Raw genomic sequence first — 18,712 nt, 5'->3', positions numbered from 1 at the left:
TTTAGGTTGTTGTGCGGCGGGCTGCGCGCCTAAGCAACGGACCCGCTCTGTTTTTGGATGGTGCACTGGATTCTGCCTTGGTTTCGCGCGCCGCCAGCAGGGCCGCGACCACAGGCCAGGCGGCGAAGGCGGCCACCACATGTTTGAGGCTGTGGCCCGACACCAGCTGGCCCGTCCATTCATAGACCGCGTGGTCGCCCAGCTCCAGCAGCTTGGCCAGCGCATAGATTGCGATCAGCAGCGCCCAGCGGACCGGCAGTTCCCGTGCCTGTGCGGGCCGCAGGCAGGCAAAACCCAGGATCAGCGCCATGCCGCCTCCCTGCAGCACGGCCCAGGGCAGCATATTGCCGGTCAGCGACCAGGCATGCACCGACAGCGGCCCCAGTACCAGCACGGCCGTGGCCAGCGCCATCCCGGCGCGCGCGCTGACCGCCCGCATCGCCGCCAGGCCCAGCAAACCGGCGAACGCCAGCACCATGCCGCCGCGGTCCCAGGCCAGGCCGGCATCGCCGGGCTGCAGGTGATAGGCCGCGGAGACCGCCGCCGTCACCCACAGCCCGCCGAAGAAGAGCCCTGCCATGGCCGCCGCCGCGGCGCTGACGACCCGCTCACGCACAGCCCGCAGCAGCGCCCAGATACCCACCATGCCCCACAAGGCGAAGGGCAGGTTGCTGATGACGTCCATCGCATGCGGCAGCCCGCCCCAGCTGCGCTGGTCGGCAAAGGCGTGGTAATGCGCGGACTGCGCCACCGAAGGCCCCAGCAACGCGGCTGCCAGCAGCAGAATGAAGACACCGGCGAGCGCGCACTCGCGGCGCCAGACCAGGGCAGCCGGCCGCGCGTGCCACGGGAGCGGCTCAACCCGGCGATGAAGAATGGAGGGGGTGGTCTGCATGCTGAAGCTCCTTGTCTATGGATGGGGTGAGCCGCACTGTGCGGGGCGGGGCCGGACTGCGGCATCAAAATTTAGCGCAGTGGAGCCAATTCGAACCTAAAGTACCGATAATCGATACCCATGAGCACCACCGCCGACCTTGTCACCGTCCTAAAAAAAGAACTCAAGGCCGCGCGCATGACCTATGCCGACCTGGCCGCCAAGCTGGGCATGGCCGAGTCCAGCGTCAAGCGCATGCTGGCCAAAGGGGACATGCCGCTGTCGCGCATAGACGCGATCTGCCGCGCGCTCAAGCTCGACTTTGCCGACCTCGCCAGGCATATCGCCGACACGCAGCCGCTGCTGGCCGAACTGGCCGAGGCGCAGGAAAAAGCCGTGGTGGCCGACAAAAAGCTGCTGCTGACCGCCATCTGCGTGCTGTCGCAATGGACGCTGGAGCAGATCACCAGCAGCTACCGCCTCTCGGAAGCCGAGTGCATCAAGTACCTCGCGCAGCTGGATCGCATCGGCATCATCGAGCTCAAGCCCCTGAACCGCTACCGGCTCAAGCTCGCCAAAACCTTTCGCTGGCGCCCGCACGGCCCGGTGATGGATTACTTCCGCGACAACGCCCTGCTCGACTATTTTTCTGGCGGTTTCGACGGCAATGGCGAAGGCCTGCTGCTGGTGCACGGATCCATCAGTCGCGGCCTGGCGCCCTCCTTCCTGGAACGCATGCAGCGTGTGGCCCAGGATTTCGCCCAGCAACACCAGACCGACCAGAAACTCGGCGACAAGGACCGGGAGGGCTTCACCCTGTTGCTGGCGATGCGCAGCTGGGAATTTGAGGCTTTTGCCGCATTGCGGCGTTAGCCCCCACGGTCGCTCACTTCGTGTAGCTCCCTGCCCCCCGAGGGGGCCGCCCGCCCTGCGGCCCGGCAAAGCCGGTTCCGCGGCTCATGCTGGGTTGAAGAATTCAACAACCATCGAGCGTAATTGCACGCAATTACATTAGCTAGCTAAGTAAATAGTGCGTTTACTGCTAATATTCAGCGATTAAGAGGCCGAAACGAGGCCTTTGTGCATGCAATTATCCTCGGACCCGCGATGAACCCCACCTCCACCTACGTCGGCCTGCCCATCCCCGTGGCAGCCAACCTGACCGACACCAAGTACTTTTTCCAGGCGCTGGACAACTTCTCGCGCGTGATGGCGATACGCCCGGGGGACAGGGTGCTGATGCTGGCGGACCCCTTGCTGGACCCGCGCGTGATCGACGCGGTGATCGGCATCGCCAAATCGCGCGGCGCGGAGGTGCGTATCTATATGGAGCCGAGCACGCAGGTGACGGCCGTGCCGGAAGAAGTGCATGCCATGCTGAAGAAAGCCACCTTTGTGGTGTCGACCTGGTTCTGCTCCATCCTGGATCCGCTGTGCATCAACCTGCGCCGCGGCGGCCAGCGCTGGGTCAAGATCACCTACTTCCGCAACCTTGACTTGCTGCACACGCCACAGGCGCGTTTCCCCGTCGAGGTCATCGGCGAGATCATCCGCGGCACGGCCGACCGATATCCGACGGAAGGCAACTTCGACCTGCGCTTCACCGACCCGCGCGGCAGCGATTTCCGCATCAGCTTCACGCAGGAAATGCGCGCCAACCAGCTGGCCACGAATCGCTGGCGCGGCCAGATGACAGCCGAAGAAGACGGCTGTTACGTGCACTACCTGCCGACGCACGGGCCCAACCTCTGGGACCACAACTCGGTCAAGAACGACTTCAAGGCCGTAGTGCCCATGTCCGGCGTGCTGTATCCGCAGTGGGCGGTCGGTTTTGCCAAACCGTTTGAGGAAAAAATCGCCGTGCGTTTTGAGGGCGACACGATTTCCTCGGTCGAGGGCATCTCGGAAGAGGCGGTGATCCTGCGCGAGATGCTGGTGGGCGGCCGCATGATCGAAGGCGGCGGCTGCGGCTTCAACCCCAAGGCGCCGCGCCACACGGTCTACCCGGCCGGCTCGAACGCGCCCGGCGCGCTGCATTTCGGCATAGACCTGGCCCAGCCCAGCGACTACATACGCCGCGTGATGCCCGACTGGGAAGAGCCGCCGGTGCACATGGATCTGATCACGCTGGACGCCACAGTCACCGCCGGCGGACAGACACTGATCAAGGACGGCTTTTTGTGCGCGCTGCGTGACCCGGCTGTGGTGGCAATGGCGGCGCGCTACGGCGACCCTGTCGAATTGCTCGAAGCCCAGGTTCTTTAGGCCGGTGCTGTAAACACCGTGAGCACACCGGTATAGCCGTAAAGGTGGTGGCGCGCGATTTCGCCGCCGGCAAAAAACCCCACCAGGGGTACGTCGCCCAGCGCGCGCCGCACGATCTGCATCTCGGCGCTGGGCGCGCCGAAATGCGGGCCACCGCGGCCTGAACAACTCACGTAAACCGCGCCGGCGATGCGCCGCGCCGCATGCGGCGCCGATTCGGCCTCCGATGCGCTCAAGGCGCTGGCGACTTCCAGCGTGACTTCCTCGGGCTCCAGCTCTTCGCGGATTTCGGCGCAGACGCGGACCAGGTCGGCGCGCGCGGCTTCCATATTGCGTTCGCAGAAAGCCAGCTTCATGCCCACGGCCGGCACCTCGGCGATCGCGATGCCGCGGCGCGCCGGGTCCAGCCCTATCAGGTGGCGCACCCGCACCTCGGCGCCGAACTGGCCCGCGCGCCGGCCGGCGGCATGGGCCGGGCCGTCATCGGGAATGTCGGCCGGCCGGCTCAGGCCGACCAGTGTGGTGCGCACCTTGGCCAGTGCCTCGCGCGGCTGGTCCAGCGAGACGTCAAGGTCCGCCAGCATGACGTCCAGGGCCGGCTTGCCGTCCAGTTCGGTCACCACATTGGATTCACAGGCAGTGATTTCATGGTCCGCCGACACCGGCCGGCAGCCCTGGGTGATGCGCGACATCAGCGCCGCGCCCCGGCCGAAAGCCACGCCGCTCAGGCCGCCGCTGAACACCCCGCCTGCCGCCCCCTGCCCCTTGACGTTGCCGTGCCCGCTGAGCGCGAACTGCAAGGTGCCGGAGCGGCTGGAGGCCAGGCCGCCGAACACATAACCGCTGTCGGTGCGCTCGGCCATCTCGGCGATCAGCTCGGCCACGTCGGGCGTGCCGGCGTCGGCATGCACCAGCGCGGTATGCGCCTTGAAACGGCCGCTGCTGGCCGGCGGCAGCGGCGAAACGCCGGAAAACACCCGGTACTGGTCATGCGGCAATTCGCAGAGCATTACCGTGAGGGCCGGCTCATCGAAGTATTCGACATTGTTGGAGGCGATGCCCACACCCACGGTGCCGCTCCAGTCGGTGACATCGGGCAGCTCGGCGCTCAGGTGGTCGAGGATGTCCTGCGCATGGGGCGCGTAGTGGTCGGTGATGTAGAGCAGCGCCAGCGTGGGGAATTTCGCATATCCGGGCAGCGCCAGGTAGGCACGCAGCTGCGCGAGCACCAGGCCGGCAGCCATCTGCCATTGCGGATGGGTGGCGTGGCCGTAGGGAAAAAGCTTCATGGGGTTCCGGTGAAAAAGTCGATGGGAGCTTGATCGGAGGCGGGGAAACGTCAGCGCGAGGTTTTTCGCGCGGCCTTGCGCGCCGGGGCTTTGGGTTTGGTTTTGGCGGCGGGCTTGGCGGCGGTTTTGCCGGCGGCCGGCGTGGGCCAGCCCTGGCTGCTGCGCAGCGCCGTGTTCATGGCCGCGCGCGCGCTGCCCGCCACGGTCTTGCCCGCCGTTTCGGCCATGTTGCGGGCCATGCCCGTGGCCATGCCGGTGGCGGTTTTCATGGCGTCCTTGGCCAGGCCCGTGGCCAGGCTCTTGGTCGTGTCCATCGCGGTCTTTTTGGCCGCATCCTTCATCGCATCGGTGGCGATCGCCTGGAACTGCTGGGTCAGCGCGCCCCACCACTGCATCGGGTCGACCACACCGGCCGGCGCGGCGGCGGCCTTGCCCGCGGCAGGCGCCTTGGCCTTGGCGGCAGGCTTGCCCGTCCCAAAGCTCGTGGGCGGCACTTCCAGCCCCGAAAACGTCCTGGCCTTGTCGGCCACACGCTGCACACCGCCGGCCACGCTGTCGGCGACCTTGAGCTTGAAGGCATTGGCCACGTCGCCCATGTTGAAGTTCATGCCCTTGAGGGTGGCCAGCGTCATCTTCTGCACTTCCAGCGCCTGGATGGTGGCCTTGAGCGCGGTGGCGTTCTGGTCCAGCCAGAACTGCACGGCCTTGAGTTCCTCGATGCGTTTGTCGAGTTCCTCGACGTTGAGCGTGGGCGCCACCCAACTTCCGAGGTTGGGCAGTTGCGGGATGTTCTGCGTGGCGCTGCCGGCCGCCTGCTTGGCCAGGTTTTGCAGAAAATCGAAGCCGGGCACCAGCTTGCCGAAACCGGGGAAAGAAGGATTGTCTGCGTCACTCATGAATGTCTCCTGGCATGTTATGCATGGTTGCGGCTAAGGGCGCGCGGCGGGGCGGCCCGGCTCGCATCTTCATTGTGCAACGCTGGGCCGGGACGTCAACCGCTTTTTGTTTCCGGCGTGCGGCCGCGCCACGCGGCGACGGCCCGTGCCGGCAAGAGCGGCCTGATAAGCTTGGGGCATGGCCTATACCTTTGCCTCCGCCACGGTGCTGTTGCTGCTGATCACCGACCCTTTCGGCAACATCCCGATTTTTGTCAACGCCCTCAAAGGCGTGGCGCCCGAGCGTCGCATGCGCGTCATCCTGCGCGAGGTGCTGATCGCCTTTTTGCTGCTGCTGGCCTTCATGTTCGTCGGCGACGGCTTTCTGCGCCTGATGAACCTCAGCGACCTGTCGCTGCAGATCGCCGGCGCCGTCGTCATGTTCCTGATCGCGCTGCGCATGATCTTCCCCTCGGACCAGCCCGAAGCCGCGCCCCTGCAGGGCGAGCCGCTGATCGTGCCCCTGGCCATTCCCGCGCTGGCCGGCCCCTCGGCGCTGGCCACCGTGATGCTGCTGGTGTCGCAGGCGCCGGCGCGCCGGCTCGAATGGATTGCCGCGCTCTGCGTCACCATGGCCGTGTGCGCCGTGGTGCTGGTGCTGTCCGAGCGCATCCAGCGCGTGGCCGGCGACCGCGTCATGATGGCGTTTGAACGGCTCATGGGCCTGATCCTCGTGGCGATTTCGGTCGAGATGTTCCTGCGCGGCATACGGCTCTTCATCACCCAGACCGGGGCCGCCGCGTGAGCGCCGTGCCTCGCCTGGCCCTGTTGTGCGCCTGCCTCCTTGCGCCGGCTTGGGCGTATGCGGTGCAGGACTGCGAAGTCAACGGCGAAAGCGTCAACCCCAACCACGGCGGCACCACCGCCGGCAAGACCGGCATCATGCGCTGCAAGGAGCGCGACTCCGGACAGCTGGCGCGCGAGCAGGAGCTGCAAGGCGGCAAGTTCATGGGCCTGGTGCGCTATTACAAAGACGGCAAGCTGCAGCGCGAGTACAGCGTGAACGAGCGCGGCAACCAGCACGGCCGTTCGCGCGACTTCGCGCCCGGCGGGCAGGTGCTGCGGGACAGCACCTACGACAACGGCAGCCAGATGGGCCTGGCGCGCAGCTTTCACGCCAACGGGCAGCTGCAGCGCATCGTGTTTTACGGGCCGCGCGAGGGCGGCAGCATCGAGCAGGCCTACGCCGAGTTCAACGAAAGCGGCCAGTTGCAAGCCCTGCGCTGCGGCGACAAGCCCCTGCTGGCGCCGCCGGCCGACGATGCCTACTGGTGCGGTTTTTCGGGCCGCGCCTCGCAGCTTGAGCTGTTCAGCGGCAAAGGCGTTCTCAAAGGGCGCAGCAGCTACCAGGGCGGAAAACGCATCCGCCATGAAACGCTGGGCGAAGACGGAAAACCGGATTACCAGGAAGATATCACGGGCAGCACGCGCACCGAACGCCATTACAACAACGCCGGTGTCAAGCGGCGCGAAATCCAGTGGCAACTGGACGGCAAGAACTCCTTCAGGGAACGCGAGCAGAAGTTTGCCGACAGCGGTGCGTTGACCCGCGACAGGCGCTGGTCGGCCGGCAAACCCGTCAGCGACCAGAGCTATTACCTCAACGGCCAGCCGCGCAGCAAGACCGAATACGGCGGCGAAGGCGACACGGCCTGGCTGCAGACCACCGAGTTTTTCGACAGCGGCAAAACCGCTTCGACCGGCCGCTTCAGCGCCTCCAACCGCTACCGGCAGTTGCCGCTGGGCACGCACCAGCGCTTCAACGAGGCCGGCAAGCTGGTGGCTGAGTCAAGCTACGACGAGCGCGGCCGTATCACGCGCGAGAAAAGCTGGGACGATGAAGGCAAGCTGCTGCGGGACGACGCCGTGTTCGAAGACGGTTCGCGAAAAGCCTACGCGAAATAACCCTCACAGGGGACGATTCAGACGGCAGAGACGACCTTCTGGTCAATGGCTCCGAACACCGAGAGGCCGTCCTTGCCTTTTGCTTCAATGCGGATGGTGTCGCCGAACTTCATGAACTCGGTTTTGGGCTTGCCGTCTTCGATGGTTTCAATCGCGCGTTTTTCGGCGATGCAGCTGTAGCCGTGGCTCCAGTCCTTGTTGCTGACGGTGCCCGAACCCACGATGCTGCCGGCACGCACATTGCGGGTCTTGCAGATGTGGGCGATCAACTGGCCGAAATGGAAGGTCATTTCGGGGCCGGCCTCGCACATGCCGACCTTGCGGCCGTTCCAGGTGCTTTGCAGCGTCATGTGCAGGCGGCCCTTGTCCCAGGCCTCGCCCACCTCGTCCGGCGTCACCGCCACCGGGCTGAAGGCCGTGGCCGGCTTGCTCTGGAAGAAGCCGAAGCCTTTGGCCAGTTCGTCGGGAATCAGGTTGCGCAGGGAGACGTCGTTGGCCAGCATCAGCAGGCGCACGCCTTCAAGCGCCTGGGCCGGCGTGGCGCCCATGCGCACGTCGCCCGTGATCACGGCGACTTCGGCTTCGAAATCGATGCCGAAATCCTCGCTGGCCACGACCACGTCGTCGCAGGCGCCTATGAAATCGTCGCTGCCGCCCTGGTACATCAGCGGGTCCGTGTAAAAGCTTTCCGGCACCTCGGCGTTGCGGGCTTTGCGCACCAGTTCCACATGGTTGATGAAAGCCGAGCCGTCGGCCCATTGGTAGGCGCGCGGCAAGGGCGCCATGCAGCGCGAGGCCTCGAAGGGGAAGGCGTGGCGTGCCTTGCCCTGGTTCAGGGTTTCATACAAGTCCTGCAGCTGCGGCGACATGAAGTTCCAGTCGTCCAGCACCTGCTGCAGCTTGCCGGCAATGCCGGTCGCATAATGGGCCGTGGAGAGATCGCGCGACACCACCACGAGCTGGCCGTCGCGTGAAGAGTCTTTGTAAGTGGCAAGTTTCATCGATATCCTGGTGGGTGGCTGCCGGTTTTCGCCGAAGGCCTGATTGTGCCGTGGCCGGCGGCGGCCCCCGGCCCCCGCGTTACGATCCATGCATCCACAGCCTCACGGCAAACCCGAAATTCTAGTCACCCCCCATGAAAGCCAGCCCCGGCGCCACCGCCTCCCAACGCAGCAGCCCGGCGCCGCAACGCGCGGGCATCCAGTCGGTCGAGGTCGGTTTTGCACTGCTGGAGGTGCTGTCCACCTCGCCCGGCCCGCTGATGCTGCGCGACCTGGCGGCCGCCGCCGGCATGAGCGCAGCCAAGGCCCACCGCTACCTCGTGAGCTTCCAGCGATTGGCCCTGGTGGTCCAGGACCCGGCCACCACCCTTTACGACCTCGGCCCGGCGGCGCTCAAGTTAGGGCTTGCTTCCCTTTCAAGGCTGGACAGCGTAAAACTGGCCCGGCAACGCCTGCAGCCGCTGATGGCACAGACCGGCCAGACCCTGGCCCTGGCCGTCTGGGGCAACCAGGGGCCTACCCTGGTGCACTGGGAAGAATCGCCGCGGGCCGTCACCGTCAACCTGCGCCTCGGTGACGTGATGCCGCTGCTGTCGTCGGCCACCGGCCTGTGTTTCACCGCGTTTATATCGCCGCGCCTGGTTGCCACTGCCAGGCCGCAGGGCCGGCTCGCCTTGCTGGTCAGGGAAGAGCTGGCCCGCAACCAGAAACTGGCGCGCCAGGATGTGCCCACAACCATGGCCGGCGTCGCCGATATGCTCGAGGAAGTGCGCCGCCGCGGCATGGCGCGCGCGGTTAACACGCTGCTGCCCGGCGTGGCCGGCTTTTGCGCGCCGGTCTTCGATGCCGACGGCCACCTGGCCCTGGGCATGGTGGCGCTGGGCTCGCTGGCCACCTTCGATGCCGCCTGGGACGGCGCGGTGGCCCGGCCCCTGGTGGCGGCCGCACGGCAACTTTCCCGCGACCTGGGATTCGAAGCGGCATGAGCACCCTGGCCACCCCTTCTTCCTACGCCGCCCCGTCCCGGCGTGCGCTGGCCCTGCTGGCGGTGGTGGTGCTGGTCGTGCACACGCTACTGCTCACTTCCCTGCCGGTGCGCTTCGGCCCCGAGCGCCCGCCATCCTCAGAGGCCACCGCGGCCTTTGTGACGCGCAGCATCCCTCCACCAAAGCCAGCCGAGCCGCCGCCGGCTGCATTGCCCGAGCCCGCACCGGAGCCAAAGCCCGCCCCGAAAAAACCCACGCCGGAGCTCAGCGAGCCTGCGGTAGTCCCGGCGCGCAAACCGCGGCCGGCCAACTACGTGCCCGATGAGCCGACCCCCGCAGACCTGCTCGCGGAGGCAGCCGCCAGGGCCGAGGCCTCCGCCGCAAGCGCGCCCGAAGCGGCGCCGGCCGGCCCCGCCGAGGCGCCGGCGGCGGCCACGGCCCAGCCGGAAACCACCAAAATCGGCGTGGTCCGCCTGCCAGGCTCTGTCCGCCTGGAATACAAAGCCATAGGCGCAAAAGACGGCAAAAACTATTACGGCAACTCGGAACTGAGCTGGCAGAACAAGGGCACCGAATATGCAGCGGTCCTGGAGGTGCGCGCATCGTTTCCAGCGTCCTTGTTCCTCAAGCCGCGCATCCTGACCAGCGAAGGCGAGCTCACCGAGATCGGCCTGGCGCCCAAGCGGTTCTCCGACAAATCACGAAGTGAGCGGGCGGCGCATTTCGAGCGCGACAAGGGCAAGGTGAGCTTCAGCGCCAACACGGCTGACGCGCCCTGGATCGCCGGCGCCCAGGATCGCATGAGCTTTTTCTTGCAACTGGCCGGCATGCTGGCGGGCAATCCGGCGGAATTCGTGCCCGGCAACAGCATTACCCTGTACACGGTGGGGCCGACCCAGGCCGACACCTGGACCTTCCTGGTGGAAGCCGAAGAAACCCTCACCGTCTCCGCCGGCAACCTACCGGCGCTAAAACTTTCCCGCAAGCCGCGCGGCGACTTCGACCAGAAGGTGGAAGTCTGGTTTGCGCCATCGCTCGACTATCTGCCGGTCAAGAGCAGGATCACAGAGCAAAACGGGGATTTTGTGGAGCAGTCACTGGACAGTGTGATCCGGCCCTGAGCAAAGCCTGAAAGGCGGCCATCCAGCCCGCGTTGCTGCCACGCACGGTGATGCGCGCTTTATGTGCGGTTTTACACGGTGTAGCGCGTCTTTACCGAACACTTGCAGGCCGTATGGTGCGGACTCTTGAACTTGGCCTCATCGTTGCTATCTGACGATAAAGGACCTCACCATGCAAATGCTTTACGACTCCGATTCTTTTGCCGTGGTTCAGATTCACGCGAACGCACCGGAAGAATCTGCGCCCGCTCCCGCCATCCCCCAGCTGGCCCGCCACGGCTTTGAAATCGTGGACAAACGCTCGGGCAAAGAGGTCTACCTGGACGGCTCCTGGGCAGAAATGTTCCAGCAACGCCTGAGCGCATGGGCACAGAACACACCCACGCAGGAAGAAATCGAAGACACGCTGGAAGGCTATAGCGGGTTGGCCAATACCCCGATGTCGTTGCACTAGCCCCCACGGTCACTCACTTCGTGTAGTTCCCGAGGCCTTGCAGGCCGCGGCTCGTGAGACGCTTCGCCTCTGTCGCCCGTCCAAGCCTGCGCAGGCAGGCTTGGAGCCGCGGGCTCCAGCCCCTCGGGGGCCGCTGCGCCTGAGGCCCGGCAAAGCCGGTTCCTCGGCCCCGGCTTGACCGAAGAATCCCATCACTCCGCCGGCGGGCTTTCACCTTGGGTCGCTGAGCGCTTCTCGTAGATCCAGCGGTACATGGGCTCGGCCAGCAGCAGCACGGCTGCCAGCCGGGTGACGTGAAAGGCCGTGACCACCGGCACACCCAATTGCAAGACCTTGGCCGTGATGGCCATTTCGGCGATGCCGCCTGGTGAAGTTCCGAGCAGCAGCGTGGCCCAGTGCAGGCTGGTGAATTGCGACAGCGACCACGCAAAACCCGCGCACAGCGCAATCATTCCCACCGTGGCCAGCGCCACCGAGCCCAGCCAGCGCGGCGCCATGTGCACAAAGCCGCTGGTGAAACGCACGCCCAGGCTGATGCCGATGACCAGTTGCGCGGCATTGGTCATCCACTGCGGCAGGGCCGACAGCGTGAGGCCGCAGGCCGTCAGCAGCAGCGACACCACCAATGCGCCTATGAACCAGGGGTTGGTGCGCTCCAGCTTGAGCATGGCCCAGCAGCCTATGCCGGTCAGCACGGCGAGCAGGGCCAGTCCCGGCAACTGGACCACACGCGCGCCGGGCAGGGTGGCGTCCAGCCCGTGCAGCCCCGCCCACTGGAAGCCAAAGGGAATGACCAGCGTGACCAGCAACACGCGCAGGCTGTGCGCCGATGCCACCAGGTCGGTCTGCGCGCCGTGACGCTCGGCCATCAGCGTCATTTCAGACGCGGCGCCTATAGGCGCGGCGAAGTAGGTCGTGATGCGCGACAGGCCTTTCACCTGGAAGGGCCCAGGCCCATGGTGCACCCGGTAAAGCCAGGCCCCGAAAGCCAGCCCCAGCGCGAGCGCCCAGACGATGTTCAGCGCAATCGCCCACCACAGTCCCGCCAGCAGGGCGACCACCTGCGGCGTGAAATAAAGCCCCAGCGCGCAGCCGATCACCCACTGCCCGCTGTTGCGCAGCGGTGTCCAGCTGGCCGTCGGGCCGCCCAGCATGGAAACCACGGCGGTCGCCAGCAGCGGGCCTATCATCCAGGGCAAGGGCGTGCGCAGCCAGAGGCACAGCGAGGCCGCGGCCCAGGCGAGCAGCAGCGTCAGGATGACGCGCATGAAAAAGGCGCGGGCAGGCGGGGAAAGAGGCGACATGGCTTGGGGCGCGGCCAACAAAAACCGGGCCGGAAGCATTAGTATCCACCGATGCGCCATTTCCCCACCCTTCGTCCTTCGGCATGGCTGCTGTGCGCCGCCGCGATGGCTTTGGCCGCCGGCTGCGCGGGCCGGCCCGAGGCGCCCATCCTGCAGGCGCCCAGCCTCGACACCGCGCAGACATCCGCGCGCCTGGAGGCCATTCTTCCGGCGGAAATTCTCATCCTGGGCGAGCAGCACGACGCAGCCGAACACCAGCACATCCAGCAACAGGTCGTCGCCCTGCTGGCCGCACGCGGCGCACTGGCCGCCCTGGCGCTGGAAATGGCCGACACCGGCGCCAGCACCTCCGCCCTCAAACCCAGCGCCACCGAGCAGCAAGTGCGCAATGCATTGAACTGGAACGACAAAGGCTGGCCCTGGGCCGCCTACGGCCCAGCCGTGATGACGGCTGTGCGCGCCGGCGTGCCGGTACTGGGCGCCAACCTGCCACGCGCGCAGATGCAGGCCCGCATGGCGGACCACCAGCTCGATTTGCAGTTACCCGGACCGGCCTTGAAGGCGCAGCAGCAGCTGATACGCATGGGCCACTGCAACCTGCTGCCCGAGAGCCAGGTCACGCCCATGACTCGCCTGCAGATCGCCAAGGACATCACCATGGCCAACACACTGGCCCAGGCCGCGCTGCCCGGAAAAACCGTGCTGCTGCTGGCCGGCAGCGGCCACGCCGACCGCCATCTGGGCGTGCCGCAGCACCTGCCGGCCGATGTCAAGGCCAAGGCCGTCCGCCTGCGCGCCGGCGGCGCCGCGTCAAGCGAGAAAGCCGATGCCTTCGATGCTGTGTGGGAAACGCCCGCGCTGCCCGAAAAAGACTACTGCGAAGGCCTGGACAAAAAACTCGCGCCCAAGAAGTAGGCCCCCACGCTTTTCACTTCGTGTAATGCGCTGCCCCCCGGGGGGGCCGCCCGCCTGCGGCCCGGCAAAGCCGGTTCCGCGCCTCTAGCTGGTCTGGGATGAGAGCCCGCCCTCAACGACGCCTTATGTGGCTTCTTCAGGCGCCTCTAACCGCATCAAGCGTGCTTGCCGATCGCGTCGGCCACCACGTTGACGATGCGGTCTATGTGCTCTTTCTCGACGATGTAGGGCGGGCAGACCACGATGTTGTCGGCCGCCGGCCGCACCAGCACGCCGTGGTGGAAGCAGTCCATGAAGATGTCGTAGGCGCGCTTGCCCGGCGCACCGGCCACAGGCGCCAGTTCCACCGCGCCGGCCAGGCCCAGGGCGCGTATGCCGATCACATTGGGCAGGCCCTTGAGGCCGCTGTGCATCGCGTCGCCCAGCACCTTGCCCATCTGGCCGGAGCGCTCATACAGCTTCTCTTCCTTGAGCAGGTTCAGGGTCGCGATCGCCGCCGCGCAGGCCACGGGATGGCCCGAGTAGGTGTAGCCGTGGAAAAACTCGATGGCATGCTCGGGCGCGCCGCTGTTGGCATTCATCATGCCGTCGTAGATGCGGTCCGAGCAGATCACGCCGCCCAGCGGGATCACGCCGTTGGTCACGCACTTGGCGAAGTTCAGCATGTCGGGCACCACGCCGTAGTAATCGGCGCCGAAACCCGTGCCCAGGCGGCCAAAGCCGGTGATGACCTCGTCGAAAATCAGCAGGATGCCGTGCTTGTCGCAGATCTCGCGCAAACGCTTGAGGTAACCCTTGGGCGGCAAATACCAGCCGGCGCTGCCGGCGACCGGCTCAACGATGACGGCAGCCACGTTGCTCGGGTCGTGCAGCGGCAGGATGCGGTTTTCCAGCTCCAGCAGCAGGTCTTCTTCCCACACAGGCTCGGCGCCGTTGATGTAGGCGTGGTTGACCGGGTCATGGATGAAACGCATGTGGTCCACGCGCGGCAGCAGCGCGGCGCCGTAGACCTTGCGGTTGGCCGGAATGCCGCCCACGCTCATGCCGCCAAAGCCGACGCCGTGGTAACCCTTCTCGCGGCCTATGAAGATGTTGCGATGGCCCTCGCCGCGCGCGCGGTGGTAGGCCAGCGCGACCTTGAGCGAGGTGTCGGCCGCCTCCGAGCCCGAGTTGCAGAACAGCACCTTGTTGAGGTCGCCGGGCGCTATGCCCGCGATGAGCTCGGCGGCCTTGAAGGCCTGGTCGTTGCTGGCCTGGAAGGCGGTCGCGTAGTCCAGCGTGTCGAGCTGCTTCTTGATGGCGTCGTTGATGGGCTTGCGGTTGTGGCCCGCGCCCACGCACCACAGGCTGGAGATACCGTCGATGACCTGCTTGCCGTCATGCGTCGTGAAATGCATGCCGTCGGCGGCCACGAAGATGCGCGGGTCCTTCTTGAAGCTGCGGTTGGGCGTGAAAGGGAGCCAGTGGTGCTCCATGTTGAAGTTCTGGTAGGCCATGGCGTGTCTCCTGCGTCTGGAAAGGGGTTTCTGGCATTCTGGCACCGTTGCCGTCCCGGCGCACCGCTGATTGGGCCCCGTCCGGGCGGGGGCGGGCCTCACCTGCGACAATTCATCCCCTATGAATCACGCTTATATCCTGACCCTGTCCTGCCCGGACCGTATGGGCATTGTTCATGCCGTGTCCGGTTTCCTGCTGGACAACGGCGGCAATATCGAAGAGGCCGCGCAGTACAACGACCACGACACGGGCCTGTTTTTCATGCGCGTGCAGTTCGCCTGCGACAAACTTACGCATGAGGAACTCTCCAGCCGCCTCGAGGCCTTCGCCCAACCCTTCGGCATGAACTGGAAGCTGCATGCCACCACCCAGCCCATGCGCACCGTCATCATGGTCAGCAAGGAAGGCCACTGCCTCAACGACCTGCTGTTTCGCTGCAAGTCCGGCCTGCTGCCGATTGAGGTGCGCGCCATCGTCTCCAACCACCGCGAGTTCTACCAGCTGGCGGCCAGCTACAACATCCCGTTTCACCACATTCCCGTCACGGCGGCGACCAAGGCCCAGGCCGAAGCGAAACAGCTGGAGGTCATCGAGTCCGAAGGCGCCGAACTCGTGGTGCTGGCGCGCTACATGCAGGTGCTGTCAAACGATCTGTGCCAGAAGCTCTCCGGTCGCGCCATCAACATCCACCACTCCTTCCTGCCCAGCTTCAAAGGCGCCAAGCCTTATTACCAGGCGCACGACCGCGGCGTGAAGCTGATAGGCGCGACCGCCCACTACGTGACGGCCGACCTCGACGAAGGCCCCATCATCGAGCAGGACGTGGCCCGCGCCGACCACAGCAAGACCGTGGAAGACCTGACCGCCATGGGCCGCGACACCGAAAGCCAGGTGCTGGCGCGTGCGGTGAAGTGGCACAGCGAGCACCGTGTGCTTTTGAACGGCCACAAGACGGTCATCTTCAAGTAGATATGAGCCCCCACGGTCGCTCACTGCGTGTAGCTTCCTGCCCCCCGAGGGGGCCGCTGCGCCTGCGGTCCGGCAAAGCCGGTCCCGCGGCCCCTGCTTGCGAAGAAAACTCGCGCACAGTGTCCAGCGCTGCTTGATAGACATGGCTACTCCCGCCCGAATCCCGCCCATTCAATGCCTGCTGACCTTCGAGGCGCTGGCGCGGCTGCGCAGCGTGACGCAGGCGGCCGAGGAGTTGTGCGTCACGCCCAGCGCCGTCAGCCACCGCGTCAAGCAGCTCGAGCAAATCATAGGCACCAAGCTCTTCGGTCGCGCCGATTTCTCGCTGACCACCGAGGGCAGCGAATACCTGGCCCACGTGCGCGAAGGCCTGGCTACGTTGCAAAAATTTCCAGGCGCGGCCGGGCAAAGCAGCACGCCCGGCAAACGCAAGCTGCGCCTGGCCGTCACGCCGACCTTCGCGCGTTCCATCTTGATCCCGCGCCTGCGCCAGTTCACCGACGCCTATCCCGAAATCGACCTGACACTGCAGGTGTCGATTCCGCTGCTGGATGTGGTGGCCGAGGACGCCGACCTCATCGTGCGCTTCGGCACCGGCCGCTATGCGGACCTGGAGCACGTCTGTCTGAGCAAGGACGAAGTCGCGCCGCTGGCCTCACCGGCTTTTGTGCGTGAGCACGGCCCCTTTGAGGCCGCCGAGGACCTCGAAGGCGAAAGCCTGCTGCGTTCGCCGCTGGAGCCCTGGCGCACCTGGTTTTCCGCCCACAAGCTCGACTGGCCGGAGCCTGCCGACGGTTCCCAGTTCAACGACATAGGCCTGATGTGCGACGCCGCCGCAGCCGGCATGGGCATTGCGCTGATACGCCTCAAGCTGGGTGCGCCCTGGCTGGAAAACGGCTCGCTGGTCCGCCTGGGCAGCAACGCGGTGTTTGCCGGCAACGTCCCTAGCCCGCATGCCCACTACCTGTGCTGGCGCACCGGCACCATGGACCGCTGGGAATGCGCGGCCTTTGCGGACTGGCTGCGCAAAAGCCTGGGCTAGGGCTCGTTAACGCTATTTCGCTATTTTTGCAAATGCGAATGGGCGGGGAGAAGAAGGCCGCTAGTCCTTGCAAACGCCCTGGCGGGCTCGCCTCGCCTGTGTTTTTCACCTTGCGCAAAGCCTTTTGATGTGCGGCGCATCTTACGCAAAAAGCGTTAACCGGCCCTGATCGGGCCACGCGGGCGGCGGCATCGGAGGCCGCACCGGCAGATGACATTCGGCTCACGGAGGTTTAGAGTGGGATCGGCTACGGCCGGGCAAGCATCAGCTTGGCAGCCGCAGCCTCAAACAAAACCAACCATTCTGCGAGGGAATTTCCATGAAGAAGAACCAGCTCAGCGCCAGCGTGGCCGGCATCCTGTTGTCCCTGTTTGCTTTGTCGCCCTTGGCGCACGCCGAGGGCAAGCCCGCGGCGAAATCCGTCAAACCCGGCACCTTCTGCACCATCCAGGATGCCAAGGCATGCCAGGATGCCGTGACGCCCGCGCAGATCCTGTCGCGCTTCAAGGCCGGCAACACGCGCTTCGTCTCCGGCAAGCCGCGCCACCAGAACTACCTCAAGGAAATGAAGGCCACGGCGGACGGCCAGTTCCCGCTGGCCAGCGTGGTGTCCTGCATCGATTCGCGCGCGCCGGCCGAAATCGTGTTCGACCAGGGTATAGGCGACCTCTTCAATGCGCGCGTGGCAGGCAACATCGTCAACGAAGACATCCTGGGCAGCCTGGAGTTCGCACACAAGGTCATGGGCGCCAAACTGCTGGTGGTGATGGGCCATACCAGTTGTGGCGCCATCAAGGGCGCGTGCGACGATGCCCAGCTGGGCAACCTGACCGGCCTCATCGGCAAGATCAAGCCGGCCGCGAATCTGGTCTCCGCCGACATCAAGGACCGCACGTCCAAGAACTACGCCTTTGTCGAGATGGTGGCCGAGAGCAATGTGCACCTCACGGTGGAAGCGATTCGCGAGAAAAGCCCCATCCTGCGCGAGATGGAGCAAAAGGGCGAAATCCTGATCGTGGGCGCCATGTATGACGTGAAAACCGGCAAGGTCAAGTTCTATGACATGCCCGGCGCCAGCAAAGCCGCCCCTGGCACCAAATCCTGAGAACCTGGACTGGCCCAAGCGGGTGGAAGGCACGCAGTTCAATGACATCGGCCTGATGGACCGGTGGAAATGTGCAGCTGCTTGCCGATTGGCTCCGTAAAAGCGTCGGTTGAAATTTTTGCGTCCGGCACCCCAGGGGCTGCTTTTCTCAGTCCATTCATCAGGCCGGCTGAATGCTAGACTCGCGCGATTCGAACAACAAAACCGAGGGGTATGGGATGCAGATTTTTCGTCTGTTTGTCATTGCTGCTGCAATTTTTCTGACCGGTTGTGCGGCCACCGGCCCCCGATATGCCGAAGTCGAGGCCAGCTTCCCTACCCTGCGCCCGGGGTATGGACGTCTGGTGGTTTACCGCTCTGGCGGCCTCGGGCAGGCGATCCAGCCGGACATCAAACTCAATGGCGAGGTTGTCGGCAAGTCGCAACCCCAAGGCTTTTTCTTTGTTGACCGCACGGCAGGCAGATACACCGTCAGTGCGCGCACTGAAATCGAAACGACCCTGGAAGCCGAACTGGAGGACGGCCGTACCACCTACGTGCAGACCAGCATCACGGTGGGACTCCTTGTGGGTCAACCCAGGTTCACCCTCCGAAGCGAAAGCACAGCAATACAACATCTGCCTCACCTGGCTTATATCGGCGGAATTCCACTCGTCCCGGGAAAACCACGCGCCGTTGCGGTGAACAACACCGCGGGGCGCAGCACCGATGAACGAACCCGCGCATCCGGTCCCGTGACCCTCGACGACCTGAGCGGCCTGTTGCCAAGCGCACCGCCCGCCGGTGCCGTGAACAGCACGGCAGGGCGCAGCACCAATGAGCGAAGCCGCGCATCCGGCCCCACGACGCTCGACGACCTGAACGGCCTGCTGCCTCCCGCACGATAAATCGAACACTCCACGAGACGCACCGTGATATTTCAATTCATGCTTCGCGGCATAGGCCTGTTGCTGGTTGGCGGCAATGTCCTTGCGCAAAATGCCACGCCGAGCCCGGAACAGCTGTTTGAGCGCCTGTCGCCCAGTATCTGGGCCGTCAAGACCGTTGATG

General features: G+C 65.4%; 18 protein-coding genes. 12 read left to right on the top strand and 6 right to left on the bottom strand.

Annotated features, from left to right (window positions below):
- Nucleotide 1 precedes the first annotated feature (1 nt).
- A complete protein-coding gene (locus AC1D1F_RS03735; RefSeq protein WP_477678473.1) occupies nucleotides 2–895 on the bottom strand; it encodes a hypothetical protein in 894 nt (297 codons plus the stop codon).
- Nucleotides 896–1,015: 120 nt separating this feature from the next.
- On the opposite strand from AC1D1F_RS03735, the gene AC1D1F_RS03730 reads away from it, so the two are divergent.
- A complete protein-coding gene (locus AC1D1F_RS03730; protein ID WP_477678474.1) occupies nucleotides 1,016–1,747 on the top strand; it encodes a helix-turn-helix domain-containing protein in 732 nt (243 codons plus the stop codon).
- 234 nt (nucleotides 1,748–1,981) lie between these two features.
- On the top strand, nucleotides 1,982–3,139 hold the full coding sequence (locus AC1D1F_RS03725) for a hypothetical protein (protein ID WP_477696754.1): 1,158 nt from the start codon (nucleotides 1,982–1,984) through the stop codon (nucleotides 3,137–3,139).
- On the opposite strand, the gene AC1D1F_RS03720 is transcribed toward AC1D1F_RS03725, so the two are convergent.
- Together AC1D1F_RS03720 and AC1D1F_RS03715 are read right to left on the bottom strand one after the other, a co-directional pair.
- Nucleotides 3,136–4,428 carry an FIST signal transduction protein gene (locus AC1D1F_RS03720; protein ID WP_477678173.1) on the bottom strand — a complete coding sequence of 431 codons (1,293 nt, stop codon included), beginning with the start codon at nucleotides 4,426–4,428 and terminating at the stop codon, nucleotides 3,136–3,138. The genes AC1D1F_RS03725 and AC1D1F_RS03720 overlap by 4 nt on opposite strands.
- Nucleotides 4,429–4,478: 50 nt before the next feature.
- Nucleotides 4,479–5,324: a PhaM family polyhydroxyalkanoate granule multifunctional regulatory protein gene (locus AC1D1F_RS03715; RefSeq protein ID WP_477678174.1), complete on the bottom strand. Its 846-nt coding sequence runs from the start codon at nucleotides 5,322–5,324 to the stop codon at nucleotides 4,479–4,481.
- A gap of 178 nt (nucleotides 5,325–5,502) precedes the next feature.
- On the opposite strand from AC1D1F_RS03715, the gene AC1D1F_RS03710 reads away from it, so the two are divergent.
- Both AC1D1F_RS03710 and AC1D1F_RS03705 read left to right on the top strand, forming a co-directional pair.
- The gene (locus tag AC1D1F_RS03710; RefSeq protein ID WP_477678175.1) at nucleotides 5,503–6,108 is read left to right on the top strand and encodes a MarC family protein; all 606 of its coding nucleotides are present in this window, start codon (nucleotides 5,503–5,505) and stop codon (nucleotides 6,106–6,108) included.
- Nucleotides 6,105–7,268 carry a toxin-antitoxin system YwqK family antitoxin gene (locus AC1D1F_RS03705; RefSeq protein WP_477696755.1) on the top strand — a complete coding sequence of 388 codons (1,164 nt, stop codon included), beginning with the start codon at nucleotides 6,105–6,107 and terminating at the stop codon, nucleotides 7,266–7,268. Before AC1D1F_RS03710 ends, AC1D1F_RS03705 begins: the two co-directional genes overlap by 4 nt.
- A 17-nt stretch (nucleotides 7,269–7,285) precedes the next feature.
- On the opposite strand, the gene AC1D1F_RS03700 is transcribed toward AC1D1F_RS03705, so the two are convergent.
- The gene (locus AC1D1F_RS03700; RefSeq protein WP_477678177.1) at nucleotides 7,286–8,269 is read right to left on the bottom strand and encodes a fumarylacetoacetate hydrolase family protein; all 984 of its coding nucleotides are present in this window, start codon (nucleotides 8,267–8,269) and stop codon (nucleotides 7,286–7,288) included.
- A gap of 134 nt (nucleotides 8,270–8,403) precedes the next feature.
- On the opposite strand from AC1D1F_RS03700, the gene AC1D1F_RS03695 reads away from it, so the two are divergent.
- The 3 genes from AC1D1F_RS03695 to AC1D1F_RS03685 all read left to right on the top strand — a co-directional run bounded on the left by AC1D1F_RS03695 (nucleotide 8,404) and on the right by AC1D1F_RS03685 (nucleotide 10,830).
- A complete protein-coding gene (locus tag AC1D1F_RS03695) occupies nucleotides 8,404–9,255 on the top strand; it encodes an IclR family transcriptional regulator (RefSeq protein ID WP_477678178.1) in 852 nt (283 codons plus the stop codon).
- Nucleotides 9,252–10,376 (top strand): DUF3108 domain-containing protein, encoded by a 1,125-nt coding sequence (locus AC1D1F_RS03690; RefSeq protein ID WP_477696756.1) that lies wholly within the window; start codon nucleotides 9,252–9,254, stop codon nucleotides 10,374–10,376. Before AC1D1F_RS03695 ends, AC1D1F_RS03690 begins: the two co-directional genes overlap by 4 nt.
- Nucleotides 10,377–10,548: 172 nt before the next feature.
- A complete protein-coding gene (locus AC1D1F_RS03685) occupies nucleotides 10,549–10,830 on the top strand; it encodes a BTH_I0359 family protein (protein ID WP_436156974.1) in 282 nt (93 codons plus the stop codon).
- A gap of 191 nt (nucleotides 10,831–11,021) precedes the next feature.
- Here the strand turns inward: AC1D1F_RS03685 and AC1D1F_RS03680 are convergent, their stop codons facing one another.
- Nucleotides 11,022–12,134: an AbrB family transcriptional regulator gene (locus tag AC1D1F_RS03680; protein WP_477678734.1), complete on the bottom strand. Its 1,113-nt coding sequence runs from the start codon at nucleotides 12,132–12,134 to the stop codon at nucleotides 11,022–11,024.
- A 51-nt stretch (nucleotides 12,135–12,185) separates the two neighbouring features.
- Between AC1D1F_RS03680 and AC1D1F_RS03675 the strand changes: the two genes are divergently transcribed.
- The gene (locus AC1D1F_RS03675) at nucleotides 12,186–13,049 is read left to right on the top strand and encodes a ChaN family lipoprotein (protein ID WP_477678733.1); all 864 of its coding nucleotides are present in this window, start codon (nucleotides 12,186–12,188) and stop codon (nucleotides 13,047–13,049) included.
- 155 nt (nucleotides 13,050–13,204) lie between these two features.
- On the opposite strand, the gene aptA is transcribed toward AC1D1F_RS03675, so the two are convergent.
- Entirely contained in the window at nucleotides 13,205–14,545 is a 1,341-nt protein-coding gene (gene aptA, locus AC1D1F_RS03670) for an omega-aminotransferase AptA (RefSeq protein ID WP_477696758.1), read from the bottom strand.
- Between the two features lie 121 nt (nucleotides 14,546–14,666).
- On the opposite strand from aptA, the gene purU reads away from it, so the two are divergent.
- The 4 genes from purU (at nucleotide 14,667) to AC1D1F_RS03650 (ending at nucleotide 18,549) form a co-directional block, all read left to right on the top strand.
- Nucleotides 14,667–15,515, top strand: a complete 849-nt coding sequence (gene purU / locus AC1D1F_RS03665) for a formyltetrahydrofolate deformylase (protein WP_477677864.1) — start codon at nucleotides 14,667–14,669, stop codon at nucleotides 15,513–15,515.
- Nucleotides 15,516–15,657: 142 nt separating this feature from the next.
- On the top strand, nucleotides 15,658–16,557 hold the full coding sequence (locus AC1D1F_RS03660) for a LysR substrate-binding domain-containing protein (RefSeq protein ID WP_477696759.1): 900 nt from the start codon (nucleotides 15,658–15,660) through the stop codon (nucleotides 16,555–16,557).
- A 319-nt stretch (nucleotides 16,558–16,876) separates the two neighbouring features.
- A complete protein-coding gene (locus tag AC1D1F_RS03655) occupies nucleotides 16,877–17,662 on the top strand; it encodes a carbonic anhydrase family protein (RefSeq protein ID WP_477677865.1) in 786 nt (261 codons plus the stop codon).
- Between the two features lie 173 nt (nucleotides 17,663–17,835).
- Nucleotides 17,836–18,549 (top strand): DUF2846 domain-containing protein, encoded by a 714-nt coding sequence (locus tag AC1D1F_RS03650; protein WP_477677866.1) that lies wholly within the window; start codon nucleotides 17,836–17,838, stop codon nucleotides 18,547–18,549.
- Nucleotides 18,550–18,712: the final 163 nt, after the last annotated feature.

The organism is Polaromonas sp. P1_H6, assembly GCF_056405195.1.
This window is presented reverse-complemented; position numbering and strand designations above follow the sequence as displayed.